Origin of the sequence: Sphingopyxis panaciterrae, from assembly GCF_011762125.1 — a bacterium.
Taxonomy (GTDB): Bacteria; Pseudomonadota; Alphaproteobacteria; order Sphingomonadales; family Sphingomonadaceae; genus Sphingopyxis; species Sphingopyxis panaciterrae.
Map to the genome: position 1 here is coordinate 866,031 of NZ_JAASQN010000001.1, position 20,026 is coordinate 886,056.

General features: G+C 66.1%; 15 protein-coding genes. 8 read left to right on the forward strand and 7 right to left on the reverse strand.

Features of this window, described 5'->3' with window-relative positions; all coding sequences use genetic code 11:
• Positions 1-50 precede the first annotated feature (50 nt).
• The 3 genes from FHR22_RS03815 to FHR22_RS03825 are packed head-to-tail and all read left to right on the forward strand — an operon-like array spanning position 51 to position 4,209.
• Entirely contained in the window at positions 51-2,399 is a 2,349-nt protein-coding gene (locus FHR22_RS03815; RefSeq protein ID WP_166939112.1) for an enoyl-CoA hydratase-related protein, read from the forward strand.
• Positions 2,396-3,592 carry a CaiB/BaiF CoA transferase family protein gene (locus tag FHR22_RS03820; RefSeq protein ID WP_166939114.1) on the forward strand — a complete coding sequence of 399 codons (1,197 nt, stop codon included), beginning with the start codon at positions 2,396-2,398 and terminating at the stop codon, positions 3,590-3,592. The genes FHR22_RS03815 and FHR22_RS03820 overlap by 4 nt, the downstream gene beginning before the upstream one ends.
• Positions 3,589-4,209: a TetR family transcriptional regulator gene (locus tag FHR22_RS03825; protein WP_166939117.1), complete on the forward strand. Its 621-nt coding sequence runs from the start codon at positions 3,589-3,591 to the stop codon at positions 4,207-4,209. The genes FHR22_RS03820 and FHR22_RS03825 overlap by 4 nt, the downstream gene beginning before the upstream one ends.
• On the opposite strand, the gene FHR22_RS03830 is transcribed toward FHR22_RS03825, so the two are convergent.
• Entirely contained in the window at positions 4,210-4,998 is a 789-nt protein-coding gene (locus tag FHR22_RS03830) for an SDR family NAD(P)-dependent oxidoreductase (RefSeq protein ID WP_166939119.1), read from the reverse strand.
• A 13-nt stretch (positions 4,999-5,011) separates the two neighbouring features.
• Positions 5,012-6,754, reverse strand: coding sequence for an N-acyl-D-amino-acid deacylase family protein (locus FHR22_RS03835; protein WP_166939121.1), 1,743 nt, complete (start codon positions 6,752-6,754; stop codon positions 5,012-5,014).
• A gap of 88 nt (positions 6,755-6,842) precedes the next feature.
• On the opposite strand from FHR22_RS03835, the gene FHR22_RS03840 reads away from it, so the two are divergent.
• The gene (locus FHR22_RS03840) at positions 6,843-7,448 is read left to right on the forward strand and encodes a TetR/AcrR family transcriptional regulator (RefSeq protein WP_166939124.1); all 606 of its coding nucleotides are present in this window, start codon (positions 6,843-6,845) and stop codon (positions 7,446-7,448) included.
• A 162-nt stretch (positions 7,449-7,610) separates the two neighbouring features.
• Here FHR22_RS03840 and FHR22_RS03845 read toward each other — a convergent pair whose 3' ends face one another.
• Positions 7,611-9,767 carry a molybdopterin-containing oxidoreductase family protein gene (locus FHR22_RS03845; protein ID WP_166939126.1) on the reverse strand — a complete coding sequence of 719 codons (2,157 nt, stop codon included), beginning with the start codon at positions 9,765-9,767 and terminating at the stop codon, positions 7,611-7,613.
• 188 nt (positions 9,768-9,955) lie between these two features.
• On the opposite strand from FHR22_RS03845, the gene FHR22_RS03850 reads away from it, so the two are divergent.
• From FHR22_RS03850 to FHR22_RS03860, 3 genes are read left to right on the forward strand one after another with little or no spacing between them, the layout of a single operon-like run.
• The gene (locus FHR22_RS03850) at positions 9,956-12,277 is read left to right on the forward strand and encodes a TonB-dependent receptor (RefSeq protein ID WP_166939128.1); all 2,322 of its coding nucleotides are present in this window, start codon (positions 9,956-9,958) and stop codon (positions 12,275-12,277) included.
• On the forward strand, positions 12,277-13,527 hold the full coding sequence (locus FHR22_RS03855) for a cytochrome P450 (protein ID WP_166939131.1): 1,251 nt from the start codon (positions 12,277-12,279) through the stop codon (positions 13,525-13,527). The genes FHR22_RS03850 and FHR22_RS03855 overlap by 1 nt, the downstream gene beginning before the upstream one ends.
• Positions 13,528-13,537: 10 nt before the next feature.
• Positions 13,538-13,906: an EthD domain-containing protein gene (locus tag FHR22_RS03860; RefSeq protein WP_166939133.1), complete on the forward strand. Its 369-nt coding sequence runs from the start codon at positions 13,538-13,540 to the stop codon at positions 13,904-13,906.
• Positions 13,907-13,910: 4 nt separating this feature from the next.
• On the opposite strand, the gene FHR22_RS03865 is transcribed toward FHR22_RS03860, so the two are convergent.
• The 4 genes from FHR22_RS03865 to FHR22_RS03880 all read right to left on the reverse strand — a co-directional run bounded on the left by FHR22_RS03865 (position 13,911) and on the right by FHR22_RS03880 (position 18,399).
• A complete protein-coding gene (locus tag FHR22_RS03865; protein WP_166939135.1) occupies positions 13,911-14,915 on the reverse strand; it encodes a DUF7065 domain-containing protein in 1,005 nt (334 codons plus the stop codon).
• Positions 14,912-16,036 carry a phosphotransferase family protein gene (locus tag FHR22_RS03870; protein WP_166939138.1) on the reverse strand — a complete coding sequence of 375 codons (1,125 nt, stop codon included), beginning with the start codon at positions 16,034-16,036 and terminating at the stop codon, positions 14,912-14,914. The genes FHR22_RS03865 and FHR22_RS03870 overlap by 4 nt, the downstream gene beginning before the upstream one ends.
• An 82-nt stretch (positions 16,037-16,118) precedes the next feature.
• Positions 16,119-17,357 carry an MFS transporter gene (locus FHR22_RS03875; RefSeq protein ID WP_166937678.1) on the reverse strand — a complete coding sequence of 413 codons (1,239 nt, stop codon included), beginning with the start codon at positions 17,355-17,357 and terminating at the stop codon, positions 16,119-16,121.
• A 10-nt stretch (positions 17,358-17,367) separates the two neighbouring features.
• Entirely contained in the window at positions 17,368-18,399 is a 1,032-nt protein-coding gene (locus tag FHR22_RS03880; RefSeq protein ID WP_166939140.1) for an AraC family transcriptional regulator, read from the reverse strand.
• Between the two features lie 95 nt (positions 18,400-18,494).
• Between FHR22_RS03880 and FHR22_RS03885 the strand changes: the two genes are divergently transcribed.
• Positions 18,495-20,000, forward strand: a complete 1,506-nt coding sequence (locus FHR22_RS03885) for a 4-hydroxyphenylacetate 3-hydroxylase family protein (protein WP_166939143.1) — start codon at positions 18,495-18,497, stop codon at positions 19,998-20,000.
• The last annotated feature ends 26 nt before the right edge of the window (positions 20,001-20,026 follow it).

Genomic DNA, 20,026 nt, shown 5'->3' on the forward strand with positions numbered 1-20,026 from the left:
GATGATTAAACGATCATTTAAAAGGCGTCAAGGTGAGAGAGGATTGGAGCATGGCGGAGATGGACCCGCACACCCCGATTTTGGTCGGCGTCGGCCAGGTCGTGCGGCACTGGGATAGCAAGGATGCCGCTGACGCGCCGAGCCCGCTCAGCCTGCAGGTCGCGGCGGCGCGGCGGGCGCTCGCCGACAGCGCGGCGGCGGGGCCGCTCGCGGCGCTGGTCGACCGCGTCGTCGTCGTCCGCTCGAACCTCGATTCGGTCGCGGGCACCAAGCATCCGTTCGGGCGCTGCGCCAATCCGCCAGCGACGCTTGCCGCCGAGCTTGGCATGGCATCGGCACGCTGCATCTATTCGGTGGTCGGCGGCGACCAGCCGCAGGCGCTGGTGAACGAGGCGGCCGAGGCGATCTTTGCGGGCGAGGCGGCGGCGGTGCTGATCGCGGGGGCCGAAGCGACCGCAACGATGAAGCAGGCGCTGAAGGCGCGGATCCAGCTTGACTGGTCGCACAGCGCTGAGGGCGCGCAGGAGGATCGCGGGCTGGGGCCGATATTGTTGTCGGACTATGAAATCGCCAACGGCCTCGGCGCGCCGACGCAGACCTATCCGGCGTTCGAACAGGCGCTCCGCGCGCGTCTCGGGCTCGATCCGGCAGCGCATGCGGATATGATGGCCGAGCTGTGGGCGGGGTTTTCGGCGGTCGCTGCGACCAACCCTTATGCGCAATTCCCCGCAGCGCGGTCGCGTGATTTCCTGAAGACGCCGGGCGATGCCAATTACCGTGTCGCCGATCCCTATCTGAAATGGCATGTCGCGCAGGATGCGGTGAACCAGGGCGCGGCGGTCGTGCTGACCTCGGTCGGCGCCGCAAAGCGCGCGGGTGTCGATCCCGCGAAATATGTCTATCTGCACGGCTATGCGGCGTTCAAGGACCGGCTGGTCAGTGAGCGGGCGGATTTGTCGCGGTCGCGCGCGATCGAGGCGGCGCTGCAGGGCGCGCTCGACATGGCGGGCAAGACCGCCGCAGCGATCGACCAGTTCGACCTCTACAGCTGCTTTCCCTGCGCGGTGCTGCTCGCGGCCCAGGCGCTGGGGGTCGACTGGCGCCGGACGCCGTGCACGGTGACGGGTGGGCTGCCCTTTTTCGGCGGCGCCGGGAATGGTTATTCGATGCACGCGATCGCGACGATGGCCGAAAGGCTGCGCGCATCGCCGGGCGAATATGGGCTGGTCCTCGCCAATGGCGGCTTCCTGTCGAAAGAGGCGGTCGGGATTTATTCGACCGAACCGGTTTCGGGCTGGAAGCCGCGCGCCGATGACGCAGCGCAGGCGGAGATCGACGAGGCGGCGGCGCCGGTGCTACTCGCCGAGAGTAGCGAGGCGGTGATCGATAGCTACACGGTCACGTGGAAGAAGGGGCAGCCGTCGCGTGGCTATGTGATCGCCTCGAACGACAAGGGACGCATCCTGGCACGCGTCCGGACCGGGCATCGTGCGACCTTGCAAAGCCTGCACGACGGCGATGCGATCGGGAAGACCGTGCGCATCGCCCATGAAAAGGGCGTCAATTTCCTCGAAGCGGGCAGCCGGCTTTGCGAGCCTGCTGCGAAGGGCAGGCTGGGCGAGCGGCGCTTTGACGATGTGATCGTCCGCCGCGACGGGCATATACTCGAAGTCACGCTCAATCGCCCCGATGCGATGAACGCCCTCCACAGCGCGGTGCATTTTCAGCTGCACGAGATTTGGGACGATTTCGAACGCGATCCCGATCTGTGGGTCGGTATCGTCACCGGCGCGGGCGAGCGGGCCTTTTGCAGTGGCAACGACCTGAAGGTCACCGCGAAGGGCGGCGACATGGCGATCCCGCCGTCGGGTTTCGCGGGGTTCTGTGCGCGGTTCGACCGCACCAAGCCGGTGATCGCCGCGGTCAACGGCGTCGCGATGGGCGGCGGGCTGGAAATCGTCCTCGCGTGCGATCTTGCGGTGGCCGAGGACAAGGCGCGGTTCGCGCTGCCCGAGGTCAAGGTCGGGCTCTACGCCGCGGCGGGCGGGGTGCAGCGGTTGACGCGGCAGATCGGGCGCAAGGCGGCGATGGAACTGATCCTGACCGGGCGGCATTTCGACGCGGCCGAGGCGGTGGCGCTGGGCGTCATCAATCAACGCTGCGACGATGGCGGAGCGATGGCTGCGGCGCGGGTGCTGGCGGCGACATTGCTCGAAAATTCACCCTCGGCGATCCGCGCCTCGAAGGAAGCGCTCAACCGGCTGGAGGAGCTGGAGTCGCTCGAAGAGGCGCTGGCGGCCAACAGCCGCATCTTTGGCCGGCTGATGCGGACCAAGGATTTCCGTGAGGGCGTCACCGCCTTTGCCGAGAAACGCAAACCCGAATGGAGTGGAGCATGATCGCAGCCGCTGATGGCAAGCCGATGCTGGAGGGCGTGAAGGTCGTCGACCTGACCAGTGTCGTCTTCGGGCCCTATTGCACGCACATCCTCGCCGAACTCGGTGCGGAGGTGATCAAGGTCGAAACCCCGCACGGCGGCGACGCCTTTCGCTGGTCGGGCAAGGCAGGGGCGACGCCCGGCATGGCGCCCGCCTTCATGGCGATCAACCGCGGCAAGCAATCGGTCGCGCTCGACCTGAAGCAACCCGAAGATCTGGCTTGCATGATGACGCTGCTCGCCGATGCCGACGTGTTCGTGCTCAATGTGCGCGGCAAGGCGGTCGAGCGGCTCGGGCTCGACTATGATGCGGTGAAGGCGATCAATCCCGGGATCATCTATGCGCATTGCGTCGGTTTCGGGCAGGATGGACCGTACGCCGATCTTCAGGCCTATGACGATGTCATCCAGGCGGCGTCGGGGACCGCGACCCTGCTGCCGCGCGTCGACGGCAATCCGCGCGCACGCTACCTGCCGTCGCTGATCGCCGACAAGGTCGCGGGGCTGCACGGCGCCTATGGCGTGCTCGCCGCGATCATCCACAAGCTGCGGACGGGCGAGGGGCAAAGGCTGGAGGTGCCGATGTTCGAGGCCTTCACCCACTTCATGCTTGTCGAGCATCTCGGCGGGCTGACCTTCGACCCGCCCAACGCGCCGGTCGGCTATTTCCGCCAGATCGACCCCGACCGGCAGCCGTTCCCGACCTCCGACGGCTATGTCAGCATCGTGCCTTACACCGACGAGGCGTGGCCGCGTGTGTTTGGTCTGCTCGGCCAGCCCGAAATCCTGGATGGCGAACGCTTTGCGACGCGCAAGGCGCGGGCGGCGAACCTGGCGCTGCTTTACCGGGAAATGGCGCGCCTGACCGTGGGTTTCACCACCGCCGAACTGGTCGCGAAATGCCATGCGGCGCAGATTCCGGCGCAGGCGGTGCGCGATATCGGCGACATCATGGACGACCCGCATCTGGCCGCGACGGGATTCTTTTCGCGGCAGGAGCATGCCAGCGAGGGCGGCTATTTCGCGATGGAGCATCCGGTGCGCTTCGCAACCGCGCTCGATTCGGCTAAGCGTCCGGCGCCGCTGCTCGGCGAGCAATCCGAGCGGATTCGCGGCGAAGCGGGCGGCGGGGCAGGGAAAACGGGGAAGCCATGACCGAGACGTCCGCTCCGGCGCCAACGACGCCGCGCCGCATCATCGACGCGGCGCGGGCGCTGATGACCGAACAAGAGCTGCTCGAGGTTTCGATCGCCGAAATCTCGCAGCGCGCGGGGACCAACGTGGCGCTGGTCAGCTATCACTTCGGCAACCGCGAAGGGCTGATGGTCGCGATCGCGGAGGATGATGCCGAACGCGCGACCGCCAATCTCGACCGCCTGCTGGCCGCCGACATCACCCCGACCGCGAAGATCGCGGCGCATATCAAGGGGCTGATCGAGGCCTATTATGCGCGCCCCTATCTGCATCGCCTGCTCCAGAAGCTGCTGCGCGAAGGATCGTCCGAAGCGTCGGGCAAGGTCGGCACGACCTTCGTCCAGCCAGTCGCGGCGGCGCGGCGGACGATTATTGCCGATGGCGTGGCGCGCGGCGAGTTTCGCGAGGATGTCGACGCGGGGCTGGTCGGCTTCGCGATCGACGGCGCCTGTGCGCATATTTTCTCGTCGGTCGAATCGCGGCGCGTCATCCTGGGCGACGGCGCGCTCGACCGGCCGCTGGTCGAGCGTTACGTCCGGACGGTGTCCGACCTGATCCTCGGCGGCATGACGCGCTGATCAGCCCGCCACCGCCGCCTGCGGATTGAAGCCGAGCGTTGCCGAATAGCCGCCATCGACCCCGATCGACTGGCCGCAGACGAACGAGGCGGCGTCGGACAGCAGCCAGACGATCGCCGCCGCGCTTTCCGCGGGTTGGCCGAAACGGCCGATCGGATGCATGGCGGCGGCAGCGTGATAGGCATCCGCATTGCCCTGCAGCACGCGGTCGAGCATCGGCGTTTCGGTGCCCGCAGGCGCGATCATGTTGATACGGATACCGCGCCCGGCATTTTCCACCGCCGCCGATCGGGTGAGCGCCCAGACGGCATGCTTCGATGCGGCGTAGATGCCTTGTCCGACGAGCCCGGTGAACGATCCGACCGAGCCGACGTTGACGATCGCACCGTGGCCGCCCGCCGCCATTGCTTGGATTTCGGCGCGCATCGCGAAGAACAGTCCACGCGCGTTGACGTCCATGATGTCAGCATAATCGTCGTCGCTGGCGTCGTGGACCGCCGACATACGCCCTTCGACCCCGGCGTTGTTCACCGCGCCGTCGATCCGCCCGAACGCCGTGACGCCTTCGGCGATGAAGGCGTCGACGCTGGCCGCGGTGCGGACGTCGACGCCGAGCGCCAGCGTCGCGGGCGCGCCCGCCGCACCGGCTTCATCGGCCACCGCCTGTGCCTGCGCGACCTTTCGCGCGCCGACGATCACCGTGGCGCCTGCGGCGCCGCATGCGATCGCGGTGGCGCGGCCGATGCCCGTCGAGCCGCCGACGATGGCGACGATCCTGTCGTTCAGCATGGGGCCGGCCCGTTCAGGCGGCTTGTGCGACCGGAGCGCGCGCCGGTGCCTCGCCCAGATAGACCCCGGGCGTTGCGCCGGTCGGGCGATCGGCCTCGAACGTCTGTTCACCGTTGACGAAGATGTGGCGATAGCCGCCGGCGCGCGCCTTGCGGCGCCAGTCGCCGCCGGGCTGGTCGTGGACGACCTCGAACCGGTCCTGGTCGAAATACAGCTCGTCCAGGTCGTAGATCAGGATGTCGGCCGCCATGCCTTCGAGCAGCGCGCCGCGATCCTTGATGCTCATCGCGCGCGCCGGCTGGTACGACAGGCGATAGTGCATCTCCTCGAGCGACATCAGCATATTGTCGCGGACGAGCCACAGCATCAGGTCGGTCGTCCACTGGCCGCCGCTGAAATTCTTGGTATGCGCGCCGCCATCGGATGCGCCCGCAAGGACGTGCGTGTGGGTGAGCAGGTCGGCGACCTTCAGCGGGTCGATCGCGATGCCCGGCGTCTTGAGTTCGATGCGCAGGTCGCTTTCGAGCGCGGTGTCGATGAAGGCGTCGACCTCGGTCTTGCCCTCGGCCGCCGCGATCTGGCCGAGCGTGCGGCCGACATAGCCCTTGGGATCGTTCGACCCCGGGCCGACACCGATCACCGTATAGTCGGCAAGCCCGCCTGCTGTCGCCTCGAACATCACCGGATCATAGCTTTCGTTGAAGCGCTGGCGGAAGTTCGGGTCGAGCAGCTTGGCGCGCTTTTCCCCGGCGGTCTTGCAGAAGGTCAGTTCGCGATAGACGTCGAGCGCGTCGAGCGAACAGCCCGGCGAGTTGAACAGCTCGGTCTCGTTCCACGCGCGGCAGATCACCGTCGCGGCGTACATTTCGACGCCGTCCTGCGCATTCATGCGGTCGAGCCACTCCATGCTCTGGCGGTGCAGGTCGGGGGTATATTCGCTGACCGAAAAGACATTGTGCAGGATCGGGCGGCCCGTCGCCTTGGCCAGCCCCTCGCTGATCGTGCGGTCGCCGACCGGCCCGATCTGCGAGATCACCTGGATCATCCCTTCCTGCCGTTCCTTCAGCGCTGATGCGATCGCATAGGCATCGTCCTTGTGCATGATGTCGGTCGGCATCGGCGACCCATCGACATCGACATGGTTGTTCTCATGCCCCATGAAGCTCATCGAGATGCCGCAGGCGCCGGCATCCATCGCCTCGTGGATCAGCGCCTTCATCGCGTCGATCTCGGCCGCGGTCGGGCGGCGATGCTTCGCTTCCTCGCCCATCACATAGAACATCACCGCGTTGATCGGCAGGAACATGGTGAGATTCACGGCCTTCGGGGTGCGCCGCATCGCGTCGACCAGTTCGGGGAAGCTTTCCCACGACCAGGGGAGGGCGGTTTGCATCTGGATCGCCGGAATCTGTTCGGTGGTTTCCATCATCAGCATCGCGCGGTCGCGATCCTTCACATGGACGGGGGCGAAACCGAAGCCGCAATTGCCGGTGACGACGGTGGTGATGCCATTCTCGCCCGCGTTCGAGCAGCCGGGATCCCAGAAGATCTGCGCGTCATAATGGGTGTGCGTGTCGATATGGCCGGGCGCGACGATCATTCCCGCTGCGTCGATCAGCCTCGCGCTTCCGGGATCGGCGATATGTCCGATTTGGACGATCTTGCCGTCCTTCACCCCGATATCCGAGCGGAATCGCGGAAAGCGCGTTCCGTCGATCACGGTGCCGTTCTTGATGACGAGATCGAATCCGTACATGACAACTCTCCCAATCGAATATATCGATGAGAAGAATGCGACAAATTTTAGTTTTCGTCAAATTTCTATATTTTCTGCGGGCGGATTGATGGACAACAACCTTGAAACAGACGTCGCGCGCCGGACGCAGGCGCGCATTCTCGACGCCGCGAATCAGGTGATCGCGAAGGTCGGCTACGCCAGGCTGCGCATGGATGCGGTGGCGCGCGGATCGGGGATCACGCGCCAGACGATCTATAATTATTTCCCGAACAAGGCGCAGCTCGCGGTCGCGGTGCTGCTGCGCGAAGGGTCGGCGGTCAACGACCGCGCGAAACAAAGCCTGCCGGGCGACCTGCAGGGGGTCGAACTGCTGTCGGCCGCGATCCTCGCGCTCGTCGACGCCGCGCGCGCGACGCCGATTTTCGAAGGCATGTTCGAGGAAGGGTCGGTCGGCTACGTCAACGAGCTTGCCGAGCATCAGCAGGTGATCGCGCATATGATGCACGATTACTGGGCGCCGGTGATCGACCGCCTCGCAGCGACGGGGCAGGTGCGCGCCGACGTGCCGCCGGACCGGCTCGAATGGTGGCTGAGCTTCGTCTACCGCTCTTTGCTGTCGCGGCCGGCGGAGGACCTCGACGACCGCGCGGCGATGGACCGGCTGGTGCGCGAGTTTATCGCGCCGAGTGTGATGGTCGATAGGGGCAGCTAACGGCCGGAAGCTGCCGTCCCGTCCATCGTCACCCCGGACTTGATCCGGGGTCCCGCTTGACCTCGAAAACCGTCGGCGCCCTAAAAAAAGCGGGATCCCGGGTCAAGCCCGGGATGACGAAGCTGTAGAAAGCGATGTCCGCTCCCCACCCCAAACATCCCGTCAACCCGCCCCAACCGCCTCCACCGACACCGGAATCCCGTCGATAAAGGTCGTCCCCGACACCAGCTCGACCGCCTCGGGACCCAGCCCCAACAGGACGTTGATGTTCGCGCCGGGCAGCGTGTTGGCGTGCCGCCAGCCGCCATTGTGCCCCCAGCCGTGCGGGTAGCAGGCGGCGCCCTCGACGACGTCGTCGGTCACTTCGACCCGCACCTCGACCGCACCATGCGCGTTCGACACGCGTGCCTGTCCGCCGTCGGCCAGCCCGTGCCTTGCTGCATCGGCGGGGTGGACGAGCAGCGCGGGTTCCTGCGAGCGCGCGAGTTTTTCGGGATTGTGCATCCAGCTGTTCATCGACTTCAATTTCCGCTGGCTGAACAGCTTGAGCGTCGGCGCGACGCTCCCCACTGGCTGATGCACTGCGAAGCGCGCGAACTCGTCGGCGAGGATCGGGTGCCAGAGCCTGATCCTGCCGTCCCCGGTCGCGATGTGCGGCGCCCAGTCATCATAGGTCAGCGGCATGTCGAGCATCGTCCCGTGCGGCATGTCGGCGAGTTTGGCAAAGGTCAGCGCGTCGGCGCCGCGGGCCTTGCCGAACGGGCCGTGGCGCAGCCCCAGCTCGACGAGCGTCAGCGGGGTGATCGCCATGCCCTGCCGTTCGAGCCAGCGCAGCCCCGGGGTCGGTGCGATCGAGCCCAGCCCTATGCGGCGGACGAGGTCGTCGAAAATGCCTTTCTCGTCGCGCGCCTCGCCCATCGTCGGTACCGCGGCGCGCGCGTACTGGATATAGGGGCGGACCATGTGCGACAGGCCGATCAGCGGGATGTCGTCCTTTTCGAGGAAGGTCGCCGCGGGCAGGATATAGTCGGCAAAGCGGTTGCTCTCGGTCACATACAGGTCGATCGAGAAGAGCAGGTCGAGCGAGGCGAGTGCCTGTTCCAGCCGCTCGCCGCCCGGCGCCGACAGCACCGGATTGCCCGCGACGATCATCATCGCGCGCACCTGGCCTTCGCCGGGTTCCAATATATCGTCGGGTAGCGCCGCGGCGGGCATCAGCCCGGCGACGACGGGCAGGTTGCCGATCCGCGTGCGATGTTCGCCATAGCCCGACAAGGGTTCGCCGCCGCCCGCGAGCGGGAAGGCGCCGAAGGTCGATCCGCCGACCTTGCCGAACTTGCCGCCCGCAATGTTGATCGCGTCGAGCAGCATGTTGGCGATTGTTGAAAATTGCCCGCGGCAGAGGCCGACGCGGCCGTACATCGCGGCGCGCGGCGCGGCGGCGAAATCGCGCGCGAGCGTCTCGATCGTTTCGCGCGCCAGCCCCGTCGCAGCGGCGGCCGCGTCGAGATCGACCGCGCGGACGGCGGTCTTGAGATTGTCCCAGCCGGTGCAATGGCGCGTCAGGAAATCCTCGTCGACCGCTTGCGAATCGATCATCACCTTCAGCATCGCGGCGTGGAGCCACGCGTCGGCATCGGGCTGGACCGCGAGATGCTCGTAACGCTTCGCGGTCTCGGTCCGGCGCGGGTCGATAACGATCACGCGGCCGCGCGCGGCGATCGCGTCAAGGTCGTGGCGCATCCGCGGTGCGGTCAGCAATCCGCCGTGCGACACCAAAGGGTTGGCGCCGGTGATGATCAGGAAATCGCAGTTGGGCAGGTCGGGGATCGCGTTGCGAAAGGCGACGCCGTAAAGGATCCAGCTCGCAAGATGGCGCGATGTGCTGTCCTGCGATCCAGCAGCATAGAATTTCGTGCTGCCGATCCGCTGGAGGAACCACTGGCTCGACATGAAGGTGTCGGTCGAAAAGGCGCCGGGGTTGCCGAAATAGGTCGCGACCGCCTCGGGCCCATGCGTAGCGATGATCGCGCTCAGCCGCGCCGCGATATCGTCCAGCGCTTCGTCCCACGACACTTCGGTGAATTCGCCGGGACCTCCCGTGCGTTTCAGCGGGCGCAGCACGCGGTCGGGGTCGTTGGCGATGTCTACGATCGCCGCGCCCTTGACGCAGATATGTCCCTGCGTGTGCGGATTGTCGCGGTCGGGCGACAGCTTCACCGGCCTGCCGGCCTCGACGGTGACGATGGTGCCGCAAAAGGCTTCGCACAAGCGGCAAAAGCTCGTTTGCTCCTCGCGAGTCGGTGCGTCGGGGGACATGTTTTCAAGCTCCTTCCCGGGTCATATTCGGCGCAAGGCGGCGATTTAAACACATATTTAAATGCCGCTTGACAGATTAAAATACGACGAATATCTATTTTTGTCGTACCGAGCTATGCGCCACTTGCGCCATGCTAGGCAAGCAGAAAGACGGGGTGAAAAACCCTGCATTCTGAGGGAGAGGGACCATGGGTAAGACATTTCTTCTGGGTAGCGCGGCGATGTTCGCGATGACGGGTTCGCCGGTGTGGGCGCAGGCGGCGGCCGATGCCGCGCCGCAGGGTGCCGATGCACCGCAGGCCGGTGGGCTCGACGACATCGTCGTCACCGCGCAGCGCCGGTCCGAAAATCTCCAGAAGGTGCCCGTCGTCGTTACCGCGGTCGCGCCCGAGGTGCTCGAAGCGCGCAACGTCTCGACCCTTCAGGACCTGCCCAAGCTGACCCCGGCGCTGACCGTCCAGAACCAGGCGAGCAACGTCACGCCCTTCATCCGCGGCGTCGGCTCGACCGTCACCGGCGCGGGGCAGGCGGCGAGCGTCGCGACGTACGTCGACGGCGTCTATATCTCGACACTGACCAGCGCGGCGTTCGACCTCGACAATGTCGAGCAGGTGCAGGTGCTCGAAGGGCCGCAGGGCGCGCTCTATGGCCGCAACGCGACCGGCGGCGCGATCGTCGTGACGACGAAGACGCCGAAACCGGGCGATCCGATCTCGGGCCGCTTTCGCGCCGAATATGGCAATTACGACAATCGCGGCGCCTCGGCGATCATTTCGGGCGGGCTCGGCGACATGTTCGCCTTCTCGGTCAATGGTTCGATCCGCAAGCGCGACGGTTATATCAAGAACCTCAACCCCGCCGGGGCGGGCGCGACCAACGACGATTTCTACGATCGCGATTCCAGATCGATCGGCGGCGTGCTGGTGTTCGAACCGTCGAGCCAGTTCAACCTTGTCCTGCGCGCCTCGCATTTCGAATCCGACGACCGGTCGGGGCAGGGGTTCCAGGCGGTCGGGCTCGATATCGACGTCGGCGGCACCGGGCTCAACGGGTCGCAGCTCTATTATGCCGGGCTGCTGCAAAGCTTCGGCGTATCGCCCGGCGATGCCGCGGCGGCGGCGGCGGGCCTGCGCTTCAGTCCGAAGCACGGCACGACCTATGATAATGAAGCGAACGGTTCGACGCGCGGTCTGCTGCGCCCGGGCCCGGCCGGATCGTTCGTCCAGCTCAACACCGAAACCTATTCGGCCAAGGCGACGCTCAGCCTCGATACTGTCGAGATCAGCTCGCTAACCGCTTATCAAACAGCGGAATCGCTGTCGGCCACCGAAGTGCTCTTCGCCGATCCGACCAGTTATCCGGCCGGCTTCCAGGGCGGATCGGTGGGCTTCACCGGCGATTTCCCGTCGCGCACCTGGCAGCAGGAATTCCAGATCGCGTCGGTCGGATCGCCGGTGCAGTGGATCGCGGGCGCGGTCTATCTCGACGCCGCGGGCGACGTGTTCCTCACCGGCGACCTGCCGCCGCTGTCGGCGCTCACCGCCGACAACCGCTGGCAGAACAAGTCGCTCGCAGGCTTCGGCCAGATCACCGTGCCGCTGACCGACAGGTTCAGCATCACCGCGGGCGGGCGCTACACCGACGAGAAATATACCAGCAACGACCGCATCTCGCTCGCCGATCCGCGCAACGTCTTCGGCACCCCGAACCAGGGGCGGCAGCAATTGAAGGGGTCGAAGTTCACCTATACGGCGCGCGCGCAGTACGACAGCGGTGATATCCTGCTCTATGCAGGCATATCGACGGGGTTCAAGGGCGCGACGCTGTCGAACACCAACCTGCTCAGCCCCGGCGTGACGCCCGAGACGATCACCTCGTACGAAGCCGGCGCGAAGATCCGGCTGTCGTCGGACGCGCGGCTGAACCTCAGCGCCTTCCACTATGATTACGGCAATATCCATATCGCCTACACCGACTCGGCCAGCGGTTCGAACATCCTCGTCAACGGCACCGGGGCGAAGATCGACGGGGTGCAATATGACGCGCAGTGGCGCGCGGCGCCGTGGCTGACCTTGCGGTCGAACGGGCTGTTGCTCGACAGCAGCTACAACCGCGACGTCCAGTCGGCGGGTGGTGCCGGGGTGCTGCTGATCAAGGGCAACCGGCTGGCGGGGGCGCCGAAATTCGCGATCTCGCTCGGCGCCGATATCGTCCAGCCGGTCGGTGCGGGCGAGATCAAGCTGTCGGTCGATGCCTCGCACAACGCGGGCTATTATTTCGACGCCGAAAACCTGACCGGCACCGGCGGCGCGAATGCCGATGATTTCCAACTCGTCGATCTCAGCCTGACCTACACCGCGCCGGGCGAGCGCTGGCTGGTGTCGTTGTTCGGCGCGAACATCACCGACGCCAAATATTATGACAGCGGGCTGCCGATCAGCGGGCTGGTGCGCAACGCACGCGCGGCGCCGCCGGCGACCTATGGTATCCGCATCGGGTATAATTTCTGATGGCCACGCTTGCCTCCGCCCCGGTCGATGACGCGATCGTCGCCCCGGCGACCTATGCCGACCCGGCGGCCTATGATGCGCTGTTCACGCGGTTGCGCGCCGAGGACCCGGTCCACTGGACCGAGCCCGATGGCTATCGCCCCTTCTGGTCGGTGACGAAATTCGCCGATATCCAGGAGGTCGAGCGAAACGCCGCGCAATATCTGAACGCCCCACGCATGCTGCTGCGCCCCATCGCGGTCGAAGAACAAGTGCGCAAACTGACCGGCGGCAGCGCGCTGATGCTGCGCGATATCGTCCATATGGACGGGCGCGACCATATGGCGCACCGCAAGCTGACGCAGGCGTGGTTCATGCCCGCGCGGCTGAAGGCATTGGAGGATGACCTGCGCGCGCTGGCCCGCGAGTTCGTCGGGCGGATGGCGGCCGCGGGGCCGTCGTGCGAATTCGTCGACGATGTCGCGGTCTGGTATCCGCTGCGGGTCATCATGCGCATCCTGGGGGTGCCGGTCGAGGACGAGGCGAAGATGCTGGTCCTGACGCGCGACATCTTCGGGCCCGACGATCCCGATATCCGCAAGGGACCGAAACCCGACCTCGCGTCGACGATCAAGGGCTTCACCGACTATTTCGGCGCGCTGACCGAGGCGCGGCGGCGCGATCCGTCGGACGACATTGCGACCCTGCTGTCGGCGGCCGAAGTCGATGGGGAGCCGATCGGCACCCTCGAACTCATGTCCTATTACATCATCATCGCGACCGCCGGGCACGACACGACCAGCTCGACGATTGCGGGCGGGCTGCTGGCGCTGATCCAGAATCCCGCTGAAATGAAGAAGCTGCGCGCCGATCCTGCTATCCTGTCGAGCGGGGTCGATGAAATGGCGCGCTGGGTCTCGCCGGTGAAGCATTTCTTCCGCACCGCGGCGAGCGATTGCGAGCTGCGCGGGCGCAAGATCCGCGAAGGCGACAGCCTGATGATGTGTTACCCGTCGGCGAACCGCGACGAGGAGGTCTATGCCGACCCGTTCCGTTTCGACCTGTCGCGGCCGCCGAACAAGCATCTGGGCTTCGGCTACGGCCCGCACCTCTGCCTCGGCCAGCATCTCGCGAAGATGGAAATCCGCATCTTTTTCGAGGAATTGCTGGAGCGCATCGACGATATCGAACTCGATGGCGATCCGGCGTGGATCGCGTCGAATTTCGTCAGTGGGCTGAAGCGGCTGCCGATCCGCTACAAGACGCGCTAGGGTCGCTCGTATGATCCGGATGCTCTTCTGCCTGCGGCGTTTGCCGACGCTCAGCCTCGACGAATTTCAATCCTATTGGCGCGATACCCACGCGCCGCTCGTCGCGCGGCATGCGCCGGTGATTCGCCTCGCTCTCTATCGCCAGCACCACCGGCTCGACGACGCAACGCTCAGCGCGCTGCTCAAAGGGCGGATGACCGACGATGCGTTCGATGGCGTAGCCGAACTCGGATGGGCGAGCGCCGCCGATCTGACCGCGGGCGGCGGCACGCCCGAAGTCCGCGCCGCGAACCGCGAACTGTTCGAGGACGAGCAGCGCTTTATCGACCTGTCGCGCTCGCCGATCTTCTTCGCTGAAAGCTACGACGTCATCGGCTAGCCGGTCAGTCGGCCTCCTGAAACGCCCGCGTCCGGTACAGCCCGTTCGCGGGCGACGTCCCGAACAGCAAGGGCGGGGCGCCGGTGCCGCCGCGAGCGTTGAACATCGTGCTGAGGTGGACGCCGCCGGTGCGGCCGTTCCAGTGGCCGACCGCCGGCATGCCGACCTCCAGATAGCGCCCGCCCATGCCGAGCAGGACGTTCCCGAGCCCCTCGACCTCGATCATGTGCGTGCCGAGCGATCCCGCATCGAAAGTCACCCGCGCATCCTGCATCGTCATCCCGTCGAGCGTGACGCCGAAGCGCGCGTCGCGCGTCAGCGGGCGCTCGATGACGCCACCGGCGATCACGAAGCCGGTACGGTTGCGCTTGCCGGTCAGCGTGACCGACTCGCTCATGCTGAAGATGAGGTCGGGGCCGAACGATCCGACGAGCCAGAAGAAGGTCGCGAGCGCGGCGTCGGGGTCGTCGTGCTTGCGCACCCCCCAGCTATGGTCGCGGTGGCCGAAGCCGTCGATGGTCCAGCGCTGGTCGCCGATGCGCATCGTCCCGCGCACGCGCCCCGCAACCTCGGTATGCATCGCGGCGAATTTCTCGCGAAAGCCTCCCGTCAGCCCCGACAGCGCCCAGGCGTCGTAATGCGGATGGATATTTTCGACATGAAGATCGAGTTCGCAATCGACATCCGACGCGGTCCAGCGATTGGTCGCATCGTCGAAGGTCGCGGTCAGGAAGCCGTCGATCGCGAAACCGTTCGCGAACCGGTCGCCTTCGCGCATCGGCACGTCGAGCCGCGAGCGGTTGTAGCCGGTCCCCGGCGCGACAACGCCGAAGGTGCAGTTGCCGATGCCGCGGTTCGGATGATGGCCGATGCGGATGAAGCCGCCGAGCCCCTGTCCGATGTCCTGGAAGCAGAGGACGACGCTTTCCTGCCAATGATCGTCGGCCTCGGGCGGGTGCGGCCATTCGTCCGCGACGGGCAGGACGATGATATCTTCGGGGGCGATCATGTCGCGATCCCCGGAACCAGCGCGGCGAGCCGCTGGCGGGTTGCGGCCCAATAGCTTCGCTCGACATCCTCCAGTTCGGGGGGCAGGCGGCTCATCCCCATCGAAGCGAAGACCGCGAGGCGCCATTCGCCAAGGACATGCGCGAAGTCCCAGTCATCGAGCTTGCCGCGCGCTTCGCAGTACGCGGCGATCATCTCGTCGGCGGTGGGGATGCCGTCGACCGGCGGCGCCAGCAGCGCGAAATGCGCGATTCCCGCGATCTGATAAGCAAGATCCGCCTCGCCGACACCGGGGTGCGACAGTTCCCAGTCGAGCAGCGCGATCACGCGGCCGTCTTCGCCATACATGAAGTTCGATATGTTCGCGTCGCCGTGCGCGAGTTCGGGCACGCGGTGGCGCGGCGCATGGTCGGTGAGCCAGCGGCCGACGGTTTCGAGCGTGCCGCGGATATCGCGATAGAATTCGGCCTTGGCGCCGGCATCGGCGGGCGGGATGGTGCGGCGCAGCTCAAGCAGGTTCCACGCGATCTCGCGGTCAAGATAATCGCCGCTGCCGCCGCGCCGGGCGAAATAGTCGTCGGCAAGACCCTCGGGCGAGGTTGCATGGACGAGTGCGAGCGTACGTGCGGCTGCGAGCAGCATCGCGTGCCGCGCCGCGGCATCGACCGCCATATAGGGGCCCTCGTTGAATGGCATCGTGCTCGGCGCGATCGCCTCTATCCGCTCCATGAACAGCCCCGGCTTGCCGTTCACCGCGCCGTCGGCATCGAGCCACAGCGCGTTGGGGACGGGCAGGCCGCGCGCATGGAGCGCCTGCATGATCGTGAACTGGGGGCTCAGCGAATATTGGCTGAAAAAGGCGCCGCCGAGGTCGTAGCGGAACACCAGCCGCCGCGTCGATTTCCGGCCGTCGGTGTCGAGGTCGACATCGAACAGCACGGTCCCGCTCGACGCGCCCGCCGACCGGCGTCCCTTGTCGATCCGCAGCGCCTCGACCGTGCCGCCGATGTCGGGGCGCGCGGCGACGAAGGCGCGCAGCCGCTCGGCGAGATCGTCGTCATCGCCGCTCTGGGTCGCGCCCGTGATGGCACGGCTTGCCTGCAGCGCGCTGCTGTCGGACATGAAATTCTCCTCCTCGCACTCTCTCCCGGTGCAAAAAAGAAATGCGACGAAAAGATATTTTTGTCAAATTATCGATAGTATCTCAAGGAAGCACACGCCCCTCGTCGCGCGCCGGCATCGGGGCGACGATGCGCAGGACGATCGCGGCGATTGCGAGCCACGCGCCCGAGATCAGGATCGCGGTCGGCAGCGAGGTCAGGTCGGCGACCAGCCCCATGATGTAAGCGCCGAGCGCGAGTGCGCCGAAGGTGACCGCCTGATAGATCGACAGGCAGCGGCCGAGGATATCCTCGGGCGAGCGGATCTGCATCGCGACGTTGAGCGTCGTGAAGGTCGTCACCCAAGCCCCGCCCGCCACGAATGCCGCCGCGATCACCACGTACAGATTCTGCGTCAGCGCGACCGGCACCATTGCCGCGGCGAAGGCGATCGCCGCGACGCCGAGCACGCGATCGCTGCCCCAGCGCCGCCGCGCGTTTCCGATCCACAGCGCGCAAAAGATCGACCCGATGCCGAACGCGCCGAGGCACAGGCCGAAGGTCAGCTCGGTACCGTGGAGCCGGTCGCGGACGAGCGAGGGCAGCAAGGCCTGGAACCCCGCAGCGCCAAGCCCGAAGGCGAAGCCGCGCATCAGTACCCGGCGCACCGGGCTTGACGCGGCGCAGAAGCGGATGCCGATCATGATCGCCGACAGCATCGGCGTGCGCGTGGGTGGCGTAATTTCGGGGTGCCAGCGCAAGAGGACGATGATCAGCGCGACATAGCTGATCGCGTTGAGCGCGAAGGCGGCGGTCGGGCCGGTGAGCGAGATCAGCAGCCCGCCGAGCGCGGGGCCGACGCTGCGTGCGAGGTTGAAGGCGATGGTGTTGAGCGCGATCGCCTGGGGCAAATCGGCGTGACCCACCTGCAATCGCACCGACGCCTGCCACGCGGGCGAATTGAGCGCGGTGCCGCAGCCGACCGCGAGGGTGAAGGTCAGCAGCGCCATCGGGGTGAGCGCCCCGGCCCAGGTCGTGGCCGTCAGCAGCGCCGACGCGATCAGCATGAAGCCCTGCGCCGCGAGCATAACCGCACGGCGGTCGAAATTATCGGCGATCGCGCCCGCGAAGACGCCGAGCAGCAGGATCGGCACGGTCGCGCTCGCTTGCACCGCGGCGATGAAAAGATGCGAGCTGGTCAGCTCGGTCATCAGCCAAGCGGCACCGACCGACTGGATCATCGACCCCATGTTCGAGGCAAGGTTGGCGATCCAGATGGCGCGAAAGGCAGGGAAACGGAAGGGGGCCAGCGATGCTGGCAGGGGACGCTTTGCCGGACTCACCTCATGGCGACTAGACCCGCCCGCGCGGCTCGGCAAGGGGCGTCCGGTGCGATCTGCCCATTGACCGCCACGCCGATGGCGACTGCCCCGTCCATTGCCGGAACGCGCGGGTGAAGGACCGGGCCTCGGCATAGCCCAGCGCTTCGGCGATCGCCTCGACCGTGGCATTGCTTGCGGTGAGCAGCCGCGTCGCGCGGTCGCGCCGGACATTCTCGCGCAACATCGCGAGGCTGCTGCCTTCGGCGCGGAGGCGGCGGCGGAGGATGTGCGGCGACAGGCGTGTTTCGGCGGCGAGCTCTTCGAGTGTCAGGTCGGGGCTGCGCGTGAGCAACTGGCGCACCTGCCGTGCCGCGCTGGTGTCGCTCGCGGGGATCGTCATGATATCGAGCGGCGCCGCGGCGAGCATCGCGTCGAGTTCGGACCGGGTGCGCCGGATCGGCGCGTGGAGGACATGCGCATCGATCATGATCCGCCGCGCCGCCCCGTTGAAGCGGCGGCGGCACGGAAAGAGATATTTGAATTCCTCGAAATAGGGGCCGGGCCGCGGATAATCGAATTCGGCGGACAGCAGGGAGATCGTCTCGCCCGCCAGCCAGCAGGCGAGGCGGTGCCAGATGATCATCCAGAATTCGCTGAAATAATGATCGGGATCGCGGTCCGGTTCGGCGAAGCGCACCGTAACGACCAATCCGGCCAGGGTCGTGTCGATGTCGGTCGCGATTCCGGCGTCCAGCAGATTGTAGAAGCGCGCCGCGCGCCGCAGCCCGTCGGCGACATCGCTGCCCTCGAGCGCCAACTCGCACGCGAAGGCGAAGCTGCCCGGCGCGGCGCGGCGGGCGGTATAGCCCATATATTCGTCGTCGAGGCTGTTCCAGATATTGCGGACGAGCAGCGCCATCGCATCGATCCCGCCGCGCCAGCCGGGCCGCGCGAAGTCGGCGGGGTCGAGTCCGGTGCTTGCCACCAGTTCCGCGAGCGGCCGGCCCCGACGCTCGGCCCCCTTGGTGCAGACGTTGAAATAATAGCGATCGATCGTGGCCATGGCCTGCGCATTATGGTGAGTTTTTATCGCCTGTCATGACCTGTTTTGCTTCTCGCCCGCGTTTAGTCTCGCCGCAAAACAACGGGAGACTGCACATGACCGAAACCACCACCCGCCCCCGCGAGGAGAGCGCCGCCGACCGCTGGGCGCGCTTCGCGTCGATCCGCACCGGCGATGATTATGTCGAATCGCTGCGAAACCGCGGCGTCGAGGTCTGGCTGTTCGGCGAGCGCGTCGACGAGCCCGTCGATCATCCGATCATCCGACCGTCGATCAACGCACTCAAGATGACCTACGATCTCGCGACAGAGGACCCGGAACTGGCCACCGCGCACAGCGACCTGATCGACGCGCCGGTCAACCGCTTCCTCCACATCGTCGGCTCGCCGCACGATCTGGTGATGAAGAACCGGATGCAGCGCCGCATGGGACAGCTCACCGGTACTTGCTTCCAGCGCTGCGCCGGGCTCGACACGATCAGCGTGCTCCACTCGATCACCTTCGACATCGATGCCAAGCACGGCACCGCGTATCACCAGCGCTATCTTGACTTCATGCGCCATGCGCAGCGCGCGAACATCATCCTTGGCGCCGGGATGACCGATCCGAAGGGCGACCGCTCGAAGCGCCCGCACGAACAGGCCGACCCCGACATGTTCCTGCATGTGACGAAACGGACCGATGCGGGGGTCTATGTCACCGGCGCCAAGGCGCATATGACCGGCGGGCTCAATTCGCACTGGATCTGCGTCATGCCCACGATGAACATGGGCGAAGCCGACCGCGATTTCGCAATCGTCGGCATGGTGCCCGGCGACGCCGCGGGGATCACCTATATCTATGGCCGCCAGTCGTGCGACACGCGCGCGATGGAACCGGGCAACATCGACCAGGGCAATGCGCGCTTCGGCGGGCAGGAAGTGCTCGTCGTCTTCGACGATGTCTTCGTGCCCTACGAGCATGTGCTGATGGACGGCGAATATGAGTTCGCGCAGGACATGGTCGCGCGCTTCACCGCCTATCACCGTGCGTCGTACGTCTGCAAGACCGGGCTCGGCGATGTGATGGTCGGCGCCGCGGCGCAGGTCGCCGACTATAATGGTGCCGAGGCGGCGAGCCATATCAAGGACAAGCTGGTCGAGATGACGCACCTCAACGAGACGATCTATTCATCGGCGATCGCGTCGAGCCACGAGGCGAAGCAATTGCCGTCGGGTATCTTCATGAACGACGCGATGCTCGCCAATGTCTGCAAGCATAATGTGACGCGCTTCCCCTACGAGATTTCGCGGCTGGCGCAGGATCTGGCGGGCGGGATCATGGTGACGATGCCGTCGGACGCCGATTTCAAGCATGAGAAAGTGGGCCCGATCCTCGAGAAATATATGAAGGGCAAGCACAATGTCCCCGTCGAGTTCCGCCAGCGCATCCTGCGCCTGATCGAGAATATGACGCTGGGGCGCAACGCGGTCGGCTATCTGACCGAGTCGCTCCACGGCGCGGGGTCACCGCAGGCGCAGCGCATCCAGATATTGCGCGGCATGGAGGTCGAGCGGAAGAAGACATATGCGCGCGACCTTGCGGGAATCGGCGAGGAATAGCAGCGTCGCCGCGAGAGGAGAGGGCG